9 protein-coding genes are annotated in these 12,510 nt (G+C 67.5%); 6 read left to right on the forward strand and 3 right to left on the reverse strand.

Annotated elements, in window-relative coordinates:
* Positions 1-513: 513 nt before the first annotated feature.
* Positions 514-1,419, reverse strand: coding sequence for a bifunctional 5,10-methylenetetrahydrofolate dehydrogenase/5,10-methenyltetrahydrofolate cyclohydrolase (locus LIX00_RS18535; RefSeq protein WP_227356492.1), 906 nt, complete (start codon positions 1,417-1,419; stop codon positions 514-516).
* Between the two features lie 159 nt (positions 1,420-1,578).
* On the opposite strand from LIX00_RS18535, the gene LIX00_RS18540 reads away from it, so the two are divergent.
* Positions 1,579-1,779: a hypothetical protein gene (locus LIX00_RS18540; RefSeq protein WP_227356493.1), complete on the forward strand. Its 201-nt coding sequence runs from the start codon at positions 1,579-1,581 to the stop codon at positions 1,777-1,779.
* A gap of 51 nt (positions 1,780-1,830) precedes the next feature.
* Here LIX00_RS18540 and LIX00_RS18545 read toward each other — a convergent pair whose 3' ends face one another.
* Complete coding sequence (locus LIX00_RS18545; protein WP_227356494.1) at positions 1,831-2,724, reverse strand: tetrahydrofolate dehydrogenase/cyclohydrolase catalytic domain-containing protein; 894 nt, start codon at positions 2,722-2,724, stop codon at positions 1,831-1,833.
* A 332-nt stretch (positions 2,725-3,056) separates the two neighbouring features.
* Between LIX00_RS18545 and LIX00_RS18550 the strand changes: the two genes are divergently transcribed.
* The 5 genes from LIX00_RS18550 to fdhF all read left to right on the forward strand — a co-directional run bounded on the left by LIX00_RS18550 (position 3,057) and on the right by fdhF (position 10,587).
* The gene (locus LIX00_RS18550) at positions 3,057-4,565 is read left to right on the forward strand and encodes an anthranilate synthase component I family protein (protein WP_227356495.1); all 1,509 of its coding nucleotides are present in this window, start codon (positions 3,057-3,059) and stop codon (positions 4,563-4,565) included.
* Positions 4,562-5,134: an anthranilate synthase component II gene (locus LIX00_RS18555; protein WP_227356496.1), complete on the forward strand. Its 573-nt coding sequence runs from the start codon at positions 4,562-4,564 to the stop codon at positions 5,132-5,134. The genes LIX00_RS18550 and LIX00_RS18555 overlap by 4 nt, the downstream gene beginning before the upstream one ends.
* 149 nt (positions 5,135-5,283) lie before the next feature.
* Positions 5,284-5,664 (forward strand): Rid family detoxifying hydrolase, encoded by a 381-nt coding sequence (locus tag LIX00_RS18560; RefSeq protein ID WP_227356497.1) that lies wholly within the window; start codon positions 5,284-5,286, stop codon positions 5,662-5,664.
* A 112-nt stretch (positions 5,665-5,776) separates the two neighbouring features.
* The gene (locus LIX00_RS18565) at positions 5,777-7,300 is read left to right on the forward strand and encodes an NADH-ubiquinone oxidoreductase-F iron-sulfur binding region domain-containing protein (protein ID WP_227356498.1); all 1,524 of its coding nucleotides are present in this window, start codon (positions 5,777-5,779) and stop codon (positions 7,298-7,300) included.
* On the forward strand, positions 7,297-10,587 hold the full coding sequence (fdhF, locus tag LIX00_RS18570) for a formate dehydrogenase subunit alpha (protein ID WP_227356499.1): 3,291 nt from the start codon (positions 7,297-7,299) through the stop codon (positions 10,585-10,587). Before LIX00_RS18565 ends, fdhF begins: the two co-directional genes overlap by 4 nt.
* A 96-nt stretch (positions 10,588-10,683) precedes the next feature.
* Here the strand turns inward: fdhF and LIX00_RS18575 are convergent, their stop codons facing one another.
* Positions 10,684-12,411, reverse strand: coding sequence for a formate--tetrahydrofolate ligase (locus LIX00_RS18575; protein WP_227356500.1), 1,728 nt, complete (start codon positions 12,409-12,411; stop codon positions 10,684-10,686).
* Positions 12,412-12,510: the final 99 nt, after the last annotated feature.

A 12,510-nucleotide genomic window follows, 5' to 3' on the forward strand; every position in this document is an offset into this window, starting at 1 on the left:
GAGACGGCGCACCGTTTTCGATCGCGCCGTTACGCTCCTACCACTGTAATGCATTATCGGACGAACGCGGACGGAATCGGACCCTCTCGGCGAGCGCATCCCGTCGCGTGGCACCCCCGAGACCCCGAGACGCTAGGCGGTGCGGACGAGCGCGCGACCGGACCGTGCCCAACCTCGAACCGTCGCTCCGGGTTCAGGTTCGGTTTGCACCGCGAAGTCGGTAGCAAGGTGTCGGCGCGTACCCGTCACGTTACTCCGGTCGCGGTGGTGAGCGGAGCGCCGCCGCGTCGGAGAACGCGACCGAGGTCACCTTCCGTGCATCCCCAGTTTCCACAACGTGACGCTCACCGGACGAGTCGAGTTTGCGGTGGCCCGCTCGCGGAGTCGAAGACGATTCGACCCTCGTCGCGAGGCGAAAAGGGAGCCCTCCGGGCGTGGGGAGGGTGCGACGCCGAGGGGAGCGGTTACGACGGATTCGGCGGCCGTGCGCGACTCCGAGCTCACCGCCGTCCGTCAGTTTCCGCCGGTCGTTACGTCGACGCCCGCCCCTCTCGCGGTAACGTCGACGATATTGCGCAGAATCAGCGCGAGCGTGAGCGGTCCCACGCCGCCCGGGACGGGCGTGATGGCGGACGCCTTCTCTTCGACGCGCTCGAAGTCGACGTCGCCGACGAGTTCGTACCCCTTCTCCGTGTCCGCGTCGACGCGGTTGACGCTGATGTCGACGACCGAGACGCCGGCCGAGACCATCCGTTCGTCGACCAACCGCGAAACGCCGGCGGCCGTTACGAGGATGTCGGCGCGCCGAGTCTCGGCCGCCAAATCCCTCGTCGCCGTGTGACACACCGTAACCGTCGCGTCCCCGCCGGGACCGCGGGCGAGAAACAGGTTCGCGAGCGGCTTGCAGATGGCGGCGTTCCGTCCGACCACGACCACGTCCTTGCCGACCGTCTCGATACCGTAGGCATCGAGAAGGCGCAAAACGGCGGCGGGCGTGGCGGGCGTCACCCGCGGGTCGCCGACGACGAGGCGTCCTAAGTTCTCGTGCGCGAAGCAGTCGATGTCCTTCGCCGGCGGGACGCGATTCCTGACCGCGCACGCGTCGACGTGGTCAGGGAGCGGCACCTGCACGAACAGCGACGTGACGTCGTCGTCGGCACCCATCCGTTCGACCGCACGGTAGAGCACCTCCGCCGGTTCGTCCGGCGGAACGTCGACCCTCTTGGTCGGAATCCCGGCCGCCTCGCAGAGGTCGTGCTTTCGGTCCATGAACGCCTCGTCGGCATCGTCGTCGCTCATCAGAACCGTCCCGAGCGTCGGCGTGACGCCGCGGTCCCGGAGGACGGCGAGATCGTCGCGGACGCCCTCGCGCAGTTCCTCCGCGAGCGGTCGTCCCCGCAGTAGCGTCGTCGCGGTCATGCGTATCGGATGCATCGTTGGTACGGCGGAGAAAAATATCCTTCGCAGAACGAACGCCTCGCGGGCGAGAATCGGCTGGGAGGTCCCGTGCGAGTGCGAACGATCGCCCCCGCTCGGACCGGGGATACGTATTTCACGATGAACTACGATAGCGACTCCATGGGAAGTGAATGCTACTATTGTCGCGGAATAGTGCTCGCAAACGAGGACGGCGACATCCTGCTGGACGACCACGCGGACCACCGCGTCTACATGCACAAGCGGTGCGGAGAGAGTCACGGCGTCATCGGGGAACTGACGGGGGCGAGGAGCGCGGTCGAGGTAACCTGCCCGGAGTGCGGTGCCGTCGAAACGCGCTGATGCTCACCGCCCGTCGGTGATGATCGAGTCGCTTCCCCGAGAGGAGTACGTCTACGGGAGGTCGACGGGCACGCCCGACTGCAGGCTCGCCGCTTTGACGGTGTTGTACATGAGCATCGCGATGGTGAGCGGTCCCACGCCGCCCGGGACGGGCGTGATGGCGCTCGCCTTCTCCTTCGCGCTCTCGAAGTCGACGTCGCCGACGAGTTCGTACCCTTTCTCCGTATCGGCCTCGACGCGGGTGATACCGACGTCGATGACGGTCACGCCGTCGGAGAGCATCTCGCCGTCTATCATCTCGGGGACGCCGGCCGCGGCGACGACGACGTCGGCTTCGCGGGTTTTCGCGGCGAGGTCGGCCGTGCGCGAGTGACAGACCGTCACCGTCGCGTTGCCGCCTTGGTCCCGCTGTACGAACAGGTTCGCCATCGGTTTGCCGACGATGTCCGACCGCCCGACGACGACCGCGTCCTTGCCCTCCGTGTCGACGTCGCAGGCCGCCAGTATCTTCTGGACGCCGTGGGGAGTGCAGGGCTTGTAGCGGGCGTTGCCCGCCACTAGTCGCCCGACGTTCTCCGGGTGGAAGCCGTCGACGTCCTTCATCGGGTCGATGCGCTCCAGAACCGTTCGCGTATCGACGTGGTCGGGAACGGGCATCTGGACGAGGATGCCGTGGACCGCCGGGTCCTCGTTCAACCGGTCGATTCGGTCGAACAGGACCTCCGCCGGTTCCCCCGGGTCGATCTCGTGGTGGATCCCCTCGATACCGGTTTCCTCGCAGGCCCGCTGTTTCATCGAGACGTACGTCTTGCTCCCCCCGTCGTCGCTCATCAACACCGTCGCCAGCCCCGGCGTCACACCCTCGTCGTTCAACCGTCGCGCACGTTCCGCCACGTCGGCTCTGATTCGATCCGCGATCTCGTTTCCGTCGATTATCGTAGTCATCGTTGGCGTGTTTCCGTCGTAGTGGCGTCGTCCGGCCCCGAACCGGCGGCGTTCGAGTAGCGGCTCGAACGCTACCGCGCCGTTCGCGGGCGGTCGTTGCCCAGCACTCTCGGTACCTATCTCGGATTCGGACGGTATAGGTGGGGGTGAGGAATAGTCAACCCATTGAAGTGGGGACGTGCGCCGGAAAGGGCTACGTCGTCCGTTCGCGGTCGCACCGACTCGAGAGCCGCCGTTTCGACGACCCGCGCAAGATTTTTGTCGGAACTACCGGTATCTATACAACGGTATCGAGGGCCGCACACCGGTTCTCGCGAGCACCAGTACGTCAGATGAAAGGTATCACCGTCGTCACGAAGGAAGAATCGTTTCTGGAGACCGCAGCGGCTGCACCGCCAGGGGCTCGGGTACCGTTCGAAGTTCGCATCACCGTCTCGGATCCGTTCGAGGCGTACCGCCGCGCCCGCGACACCGACGCCGACGGGTTCTATCTCGAAACGACCGGCGGGCAGTCCGGGTGGGGCTACTTCGGCGTCGAACCGGTCGAGCGCCTGCAAGTGAACGCAAACGCGACACCCTTGGACGCCGACAGCTCGAGCATCGAAGCCATCGACTCGTTGTTGAACCGCGAACGGCTGGTTCGCGGGGAGTGCGACGTCCCGTATCCGTGCGGCGCGTTCGGGTGGTTGTCCTACGACATCGCGCGGGAACTGGAGGACTTGCCGGCGACGACGGTCGGCGACGGCCTCCCCCGACTCCAACTCGGGGTGTTCGACCGCGTCGCCGCTTGGGAGGAGCCGCGCGACGACGACGTCCGAATTCGTGTGACCGCGTGTCCCGTCGTCGAAGGGTCGCCGGAGGCGGCCTACGAGGAAGGGCGAGAGAAAGCGACGGCGCTCGCCCGGGCGGCGCTGCGCGGGGAGGGACGGATTCGGTCGCCCCCGACTCCGACCCGGCAGGCGACGTTCGAGAGCGAGTGCGGTCGAGCGGCGTTCGCCGACCGCGTTCGAACCATCAAACGGTACATTCGAGACGGGGATACGTTTCAGACGAACGTCTCGCACAGGTTGGTCGCACCCGCGGCGGTCGGTCCGGTCGAGACCTTCGACGCGGTGCGGCGGGTGAACCCCGCGCCCTATTCCGCGCTGCTGGAGTTTCCGGGCGTCGACCTCGTGAGCGCCAGTCCCGAACTCCTGCTCGACGTCGACGGCGACCGCGTCGTCACCGAACCCATCGCCGGGACGCGGCCGCGCGGGGGGACTCCGGAGGAGGACGCGGAACTCGAAGCCGACCTGCTGGCCGACGAGAAGGAGCGCGCCGAGCACGCGATGCTGGTCGACCTCGAACGAAACGACCTCGGAAAGGTAAGCGAGTACGGGAGCGTCGACGTCGCCGAGTACCGCCGCGTCGACCGCTACTCCGAGGTGATGCACCTCGTCTCGCTGGTGGAAGGGCGGTCGCGCGACGGCGTGGGCGTTGCGGACGCCGTCGCGGCGGTGTTCCCCGGCGGCACCATCACGGGCGCGCCGAAGCCTCGAACCATGGAGATAATCGACGAGGTCGAGACGACCCGTCGCGGACCCTACACCGGGAGCATCGGCGTTTTCGGGTTCGACGACCGGGCGACCCTGAACATCACCATCCGGACGCTGGTTCACCACCGCGACGAGTACCGGTTACGCGTCGGAAGCGGCGTGGTTCACGATTCGGTGCCCGAGCGCGAGTACGAGGAGACGCTGGACAAGGCGCGGGCGCTCGTGACGGCCGTCGACGAGGCGCTGGGCGAGCAGGGGTCGTTCGCCGTCGATACCGGCACCGACGCGATGGAGGGGGTCAGATGATACTCATCGTCGACAACTACGACTCGTTCGCCTACAACCTCGTCCAGTACATCGGCGAGTTCGACGACGTCGCGGTGCGGCGCAACGACGAGATAGACGTGGCGGGTATTCGGGACCTGAATCCCGACGGTATCGTCGTCTCCCCCGGGCCGGGGACGCCGGTCGACGCCGGCGTCTCCATCGACGTCTTCGCCGAAACGGAGTATCCCGCTCTCGGCGTCTGCCTGGGCCATCAAGCGCTGTGTGCGGCGCACGGGGCAACGGTCGGGCACGCCCCCGAGGTGGTTCACGGCAAGCAGTCCGAAATCCGTCACGACGGAACCGGCCTGTACGAGGGCGTCGCAAACCCGATCGAGGTCGGGCGCTACCACTCGCTGGCCGTCGACGAGGACGACCTGCCGGCCGAACTGACCGAGACGGCGTACACCAACGACGAACGGGGCGTCGTGATGGGGGTCCGGCACGTCGAGCGCCCCCATGTCGGCGTGCAGTTCCACCCCGAGAGCATCCTCACCGACGCCGGAAAACGAATCGTGAAGAACTTCTGCACGTCCGTCGCCGCCGTCTGAGTCGCGCCGCTCCGACAACCGCCCGTCGCTCGCAACGCCCCCGAGGAGCGCCCCCGCGATATCCCACAACCGGAAAGCGTTCCGTCAGAACGTGTCGCGGGGGACGATACGGCCGAGATTTAAGGGCCGCGCGCGGAAAGAACCGGGACGTGAAACGCACCATCAGTTCCGACGATGCACCGGCCGCGGTCGGCGCGTACAGCCAAGCGACGACGAACGGCGACGTCCTCGTCACCGCCGGACAACTTCCGCTGACGACCGACGGGGAGTTGCTCGCGGACGAATCCGTCGGCGAGCAGGTTCGGCAGTGTCTCAGAAACGTCGAAGCGATCCTCGAATCGGAGGGTCTCGCGCTCGACGACGTGCTCAAGACGACGGTCTTTCTCAACGACATAGAGGACTTCGACGAGTTCGACGAGGCTTACAGCGAGTTCTTCCGGAACGACCCCCCGGCGCGGAGCGCCGTCGGCGTCGCCGCGGTGCCGAAGGGCGCGGCGGTGGAGATAGAGGTCGTCGCGACGACCGAGTAGCGACCGAGTCGTTCCGCCGAGCGGGGAGTCGATTTACGGTCGCGCGGCGGGCGTACCGTCGGCCTCGAACGAGTACGGAATTTTTTATCCCCTCGGCTCCACGTTCCAAGCGATGACAGGAGGGACAGGTGCCGTCGGTCGCTCGCCCGTCGTACGCGTCGCGACCGCGGCAGCAACGGACGACTGCGAGCGAGTCCTCGCCGCGGCGCGGGGCGCGGCCGACCGGGTACCGGTGATTCGGACGGGGCCGACCGGTATCGCGGAGAGCGACCCGCTCGTCATGGCGAGCAGCGCGGGACGGACGGCGTTTTTCTCGAATCCGAGACCGCCGGTAATCGAGGAACTGGTCGACGCGCTGGAAGCCGGGTCGGTTCCGACGGACGGCGCGGACACCGTCGCGGACCACGACCCGGATATCGCGTCGCTACCGGTTCCGGACGCCGGACCGCTCTCGGTCGGTCGGCGGTCGGTGCTCGGCCCGTGCGGGTGGGTCGACCCGTCGAACCCGACGGAACGACCCCTCGTCGCGACCGAACGGACGGCCGAAGCGGTAGCCGACGTGGGACTCCTCGGACGCGGGCGCGGCGACGCCGCCGCGGACGCGCCGGTGACCGACGTATGGGAGACGGCTCGGAGGACGGACGGGGACCCGGTCGTCGTCGCCAACGCGAACGAGGCCAGCGATACGCCGCGGGCCGACGCGACGTTGCTCGCCGGTGCACCCATGGCGGTTCTCGACGGGATGGCGGCCGTCGCGGAGTACGTCGGCGCGGAAGACGCCGTTCTCTACCTGAACGAGACGGACGTCGAACTGCATCGAATCCTCCGCGAGGCGGTCGACGCGGCCGCCGCGGAGCTACCGATCGTTCCGCAGTTGGTGACCGGCCCCGACGAGTACCGCGCCGGCGAGCCGACCGCCGCGCTCGAAGCGCTGGAAGGCGCGGACCGCATCGAGCCGCGTGTGCAGCCGCCTTCGCCCGCCGAACACGGACTCTACGGTCGCCCGACGGTGATTCACACGCCTCGGACGTTCGCCCAGGTTCGGCGCGCCCTCCGGGAACCGGACGCGTTCGACGCGGACGCCGCCGACCCCGGAACGAGACTGGTCACCGTCGGCGGCGACGTGGCGAGTCCCGCGACCGTCGAACTGGCGCCGGGTGACAGTCTCGAAACGACGCTGGACGCCGTCGAGATGACGGGCTCGTTCAAGATGGCCTGCGTCGGCGGTGTCCTCGGCGGCGTCACCCGTACCCTCGACGTCGCGCCGACCGCGCGGTCCCTGCACGCCGCCGGTCTCGGCACCGACGGCGTCGTCGAACTGCTGGACGAAAAACGGTGCGCGGTCGCGACCGCCGGCGAGCGCGCGAAGTTCGCCGCGACGGAGAACAGCGGTCGCTGCGTTCCCGGCCGCGAGGGAACGAAACAGCTCGTCGAACTCCTGCGCGACGTCTACCGAGGGTCGCTCGAAACCGACGAGATTCGGGAACTGGGTCGAGTGATGCGCCGGTCGAGTAACTGTCAAATCGGGGCGCACGCGCCCCGACCCGTGACGACCGCCATCGACGAGTTCGAACCGGAGTTTCGCGCGCACACCGACGGCCGCTGTCGCGCCGGCGCGTGTACGGGGGACCGATGAGTTCCGAGGATCCGCTTCCGCGCGTTCCCGACCTCGCCGACCCGCGACCGAGCACGCCGGTCACGGCCGAGTTCGAGACGGGCACCGCGACCGACCCCGCCGTCGGCACGGACGGCGACGAGCCAACGACGGTCACGGTCAACGGCGAACCGGTGACCGTTCCGCCGGGGTCGACCGTCATCGACGCGATGAACCTCGTCGGCGACGAGAACGTGACGGTCGCGTCGGGTCCGGACGGCGTCGACGACGCCGACGTCCCGGCGCTCTGCCACTACGACCGCGAGGGCGATTGTAGCGACCGAATCGGCCCCCGGAGCGAGTGTCGAACCTGCATGGTCGAGACGGACTCCCACGGCATCGTCCCGGCCTGTTCGTTCCCGGCCGAGGACGGCCTCGGCGTCCGGACGGACTCGCCGGACGCCGAGGAGTGCCGCAGCGTCAACCTCGACCTCGTGCTCTCGAACCACAACCTCCGCTGTACGACCTGCAACGGCAACGGTCGCTGCGAACTGCAGGACGCCGCCATCAGCGAGGGCGTCGACCACCCGCGCTACGGCGTCTTCGACGAGCGCGACCGGTACGAGCCGATCGACGACTCCTCGTCGTTCATCCAGATCGACCGCAACAAGTGCATCCTCTGCAGTCGGTGCGTCGACGCGTGCAACGACGTTCAGGTGGAAGGCGTCCTCCGAATCGAAGGGCACGGCGAGGACACCCGAATCGGCTTCCAGTCCGACGCCGAGACGATGCACGACTCCGACTGCGTCTCCTGCGGCCACTGCGCGACGGTCTGTCCGACCGGCGCGCTGACCGAGAAGGGTATCGACGGGGTCGGGACGATTCCGCTCCCGGGATTCACCCAGCGGAACTCCGTCGGGGAGGTCATCGAGCACGAAGACGCCGAGACGATAGACGACGCGACCGCGCCGAACCGGTCGTTCGGGGCGAACGAACCCGCACGAAGCGACCGCGACGAGAGAACCGGTCTCGCCCGGTTCATGGACCGGGTGAAGCGCCGGGGCGGCGAACTCGGTCGGAAAGCGATGCTGGCGGGCGAACACGCGGCCGAGGGTATCGCGGCGAACGCGCTCCCCGAGCGCTACCTGTTCGACATCGCCAGCACGGTCGGCGACTACCGACTGGGCTCGATAGAGAGAGCGGAGACGACGTGCGGATTCTGCGCCGTCGGATGTCGCTTCGAGATGTGGGGGAAGGACGGCCGGACGCTCGGGGTCGTTCCGGTCGACGACCCGGACGACGCCCCGGCGAACGACTTCTCGACCTGCGTGAAGGGGAAGTTCGGCCACGAGTTCGCGAACAGCGGAAAGCGGCTCACGAAACCGCTCGTTCGCAACGAGGCGGGGGAACTGGAACCGACGAGTTGGAGCGAGGCGCTGGACCGCGCGGCGGAACGCCTCGCCGAAATTCAGGAGAGCCACGGCGTCGACGCGGTCGGTTGCCTCGCGTCCTCGAAGGGCACGAACGAGGAGGCGTACCTCGTCCAGAAGTTCGCCCGACAGGTGCTCGGGACCAAGAACATCGACAACTGCGCCCGCCTCTGTCACTCCTCGACGGTGGCGGCGCTCCAACAGACGGTGGGCTACGGCGCGATGACGAACCGCATCAACGAGGACATCGGTCGGGCCGACGCCTACCTCATCAGCGGGTCGAACACGACCGAGTCCCATCCCGTGCTGGCGACGAGAATCAAGCAGAACGTCCGCGACGGAGCCGACCTCGTCGTGTTCGACCCCCGAAAGGTCGACATCGCCGAGCACGCGGACCAGTACACGCGGACGAAGCCGGGCTACGACGTCGTCTGGCTCAACGGGATGATTCGGTACCTCGTCGAGAACGACCTCCACGACGAGGAGTTCATCGAGCGCAACACCACCGGCTTCGAGGAGGTCGAGCGGAAGGTTCGGGCGTTCACCCCGGAGCGAGTCGAGGAGTTGGCGGGCGTCCCGCCGGCGGAACTGGCCGCGGCCGCCGAGACGCTCGCGGCGGCCGAGACCGTCGTGTTCGGGTGGGCGATGGGGATGACCCAGTCCAGTCACGGCACCGAGAACCTCATCGCGATGGCCGACCTCGCGCTGACGCTCGGACAGGTCGGCAAGGAGGGGGCCGGTCTCTCCCCGTTCCGCGGTCAGAACAACGTGCAGGGCGGCGGCGGAGACATGGGAACGCTGCCCGGGAGCCTTCCCGGGTATCAGGACCCGGCGGACGACGAGGTCGGCGAGAAGTTCGCCGAAGCGTGGGGCGAGCGGCCGCCGGAGGAGCCCGGCCTCACGGTGCCGGAGATGTTCGACGAGATACACGAGGGGAACCTCCGCGGGATGTACGTCGTCGGCGAGAACCCAGCGCTCTCCGAACCCGACATCGAACACGCGGCGGAAGGGCTCGAGGAAATCGACTTCCTCGTCGTGCAGGACATCTTCCTGACGGAGACGGCCGAACACGCCGACGTCGTCCTTCCCGCGGCGACGTCGCCGGAGAAACACGGGACGTTCACCAACACCGAGCGCCGCATCCAGCGGGTCCGACCGAGCGCGGAGCCGCCGGGCGAGGCCCGACAGGATTGGGAGATAACCCGGGCGCTGGCCAATCGCCTCGGCTACGGCTGGGACTACGACCACCCCCGCGAGATAATGGACGAGATACGATCGCTCGCGCCCATCTACGGCGGCGTCACCTACGACCGCTTGGAGGAGGGCGAGAAGCACGGTTTGCAGTGGCCGTGTTGGGACGAGGACCACCCGGGCACGCCGTACCTCTACGACTACGAGGACGGGAACTTCAACTTCGAGGACGGGAAAGCGCGGTTCGTCCCCGCCGACGGCGGTCACCCCGGAGAGCTCCCGGACGAGGAGTACCCGTACACGCTGACGAGCGGTCGCGTGCTCTACCACTGGCACACCGGCCAAATCACTCGGCGCGTGGAGGGGCTGATGAGCCACGTCGGCGAGAGCTTCGTCGAGATCAATCCCCAGACGGCGACCCGGCTCGGCGTCTCCGACGGCGAGTACGTCCGCGTCGAATCTCGCCGCGGGTCCATCGTCGTCAAGGCCGAGGTCACCGAGCGCGTCGGGCCGAACACGCTGTTCATCCCGATGCACTTCGCCGCGGGGGCGGTGAACAAACTCACGCAGAGTACCTTCGACCCGCAGGCCGGCATCCCAGAGTACAAGGTGTCCAGCGTCCGCGTCGAGGCGCTCGGCCCGGAGACGGACGAGGCGGTCCTCCGCACCCCGGACGTCGGCGGGAGCGGTCTCACCGGCGACGACTGACGAACCGGTCGAAACGGTCGGTCGCCCCGCTTCGACGCCCGACGGGACGGTACCGGGTACCGGAGAAAGCGAGAGTGGAGCGGCGTCGTTCGGCTCTCAGAACAGGCCGGTGATATCGCCGTCCGCGTCGATGTCCATGTCGGCGGCGGCGGGGTCACTCGGGAGGCCCGGCAGCGTCAACACGTCGCCCGTGAGCGCGACGAGGAAACCGGCACCGGCCGACGGATAAATCTCGCGCACCTCGAGTTCCCAGCCCTCCGGAGCGCCCTTCTTCGTCGCGTCGTCGCTCAGCGAGTGGAACGTTTTGGAGAGGCAGACCGGGAAGTCGCCGAACCCGAGTTCCTCCATCCGCTCGATGTCGTCCTCGGCCCCGCCGGTGTACTTCACGCCGTCGGCACCGTACACCTCGGTCGCGACCGTGCGAATCTTCTCCTTGATGGAGTCTTCATCCTCGTACAGGGGCGCGAACTCGTCGCCGTCGGTCGCTTCGGTTTCCTCGATCACGTGCTCCGCGAGTTCGACGCCGCCCTCGCTGCCGTCGGCGAAGACGGTCGACTCGGCGGCGTTCACGCCGAGGTCGTCCCGACAGTGGTCGAGGATAACCCGAACCTCCTCGTCGGTGTCGTCGGGGAACCTGTTGACGGCGACGACGACCGGAACGCCGAACTTCTGGAGGTTCGAGACGTGCTTGTCGAGGTTCTCGAAGCCACCCTCGACGGCGTCGACGCCGGCCGCGTCGATTTCGTCGTAGTCGACCGGCCACATGTCCAGCCCGTGGTATTTGAGCGCGCGAACGGAGGCGACGAGCACGACCGCGTTCGGGGTCATATCGCCCAGTCGGCAGACGATGTCCATGAACTTCTCCGCCCCGAGGTCGGAGCCGAAACCGGCCTCGGTGACGAGGTAGTCGCCCATCCCGAACGCGGCCTTGTCCGCGATGAGCGAGTTCGTCCCGTGGGCGATGTTCGCGAACGGTCCGCCGTGGACGAACGCCGGCGTTCCTTCGATGGTCTGAACGATGTTGGGTTTCATCGCGTCCTGGAGCAGCATCGTGACGGCTCCGGTCGCGTCGATGTCGTCGACCGTAATCGGCTCGCCGTCCTCGTCGTAGGCGACGATGATGCGAGCGACCCGCTCTTTGAGGTCGGCGAGGTCGGTGGCCAAGCAGAGGACGGCCATCAGCTCTGACGCCGCGGTGAGGAGGAATCCGTCCTCGCGCGGCGTCCCGCCGGTTTCCCCGCCGAGACCGATCACCGTCTCCCGAAGCACGCGGTCGTTCATGTCGAGCGCGCGTTTCCAGGAGACGTCGTTGACGTTGATGTTCAACTCGTCCCCCTGCGATATTTTTGCGTCGAGCATCGCCGCGATGAGGTTGTGCGCCGACGTGAGCGCGTGCAGGTCGCCGGTGAAGTGGAGGTTGATGTCCTCCATCGGCAGCACCTGCGAGTGGCCGCCGCCGGCCGCGCCGCCCTTGACGCCGAACACCGGCCCGAGCGACGGTTCGCGGATGGCGATCATCGCGTCCTCGCCGAGGTGATTCAGCGTCTGACCCAGTCCGACCGTCGTGACGGTCTTCCCTTCGCCCTTCGGGGTCGGCGTCATCCCCGTTACGAGCACGAGGTTCCGGTCCTTGCTCTCCGCCCGTTCGCGGAGGCGGTCGATGGCGTGGTGTTTGACCTTCGCCGTGTACTCGCCGAAGTACTGCAGGTCGTCGAGGCCCAGTCCCCACGGTTCGACCAGCTCCCAGATGGGCTCCATCTCGGTCGACTGCGCTATCCTGTAGTCCGTCGGAATCGGCTCGTGGCTCTCGTCGGATACTGGCATCTTACCCGGAGGTTTATCGCATCACCGTAAGAATATTGTCATATCTGATAAAAGCGGGATACGATATGTTTGCGGTCGCCGACGCGACGCGCCGCGTCG

Source organism: Haladaptatus salinisoli (assembly GCF_020614375.1).
In the GTDB taxonomy this organism is placed as follows: domain Archaea; phylum Halobacteriota; class Halobacteria; order Halobacteriales; family Haladaptataceae; genus Haladaptatus; species Haladaptatus salinisoli.

Excerpts from the sequence above, each read along its gene's own strand:
- LIX00_RS18555 (WP_227356496.1), top strand. The coding sequence starts at position 4,562 with ATGATACTCATCGTCGACAACTACGACTCGTTCGCCTACAACCTCGTC.
- LIX00_RS18575 (WP_227356500.1), bottom strand. The coding sequence starts at position 12,411 with ATGCCAGTATCCGACGAGAGCCACGAGCCGATTCCGACGGACTACAGG.
- LIX00_RS18550 (WP_227356495.1), top strand. The coding sequence starts at position 3,057 with ATGAAAGGTATCACCGTCGTCACGAAGGAAGAATCGTTTCTGGAGACC.
- fdhF (WP_227356499.1), top strand. The coding sequence starts at position 7,297 with ATGAGTTCCGAGGATCCGCTTCCGCGCGTTCCCGACCTCGCCGACCCG.
- LIX00_RS18545 (WP_227356494.1), bottom strand. The coding sequence starts at position 2,724 with ATGACTACGATAATCGACGGAAACGAGATCGCGGATCGAATCAGAGCC.
- LIX00_RS18565 (WP_227356498.1), top strand. The coding sequence starts at position 5,777 with ATGACAGGAGGGACAGGTGCCGTCGGTCGCTCGCCCGTCGTACGCGTC.
- LIX00_RS18535 (WP_227356492.1), bottom strand. The coding sequence starts at position 1,419 with ATGACCGCGACGACGCTACTGCGGGGACGACCGCTCGCGGAGGAACTG.
- LIX00_RS18540 (WP_227356493.1), top strand. The coding sequence starts at position 1,579 with ATGGGAAGTGAATGCTACTATTGTCGCGGAATAGTGCTCGCAAACGAG.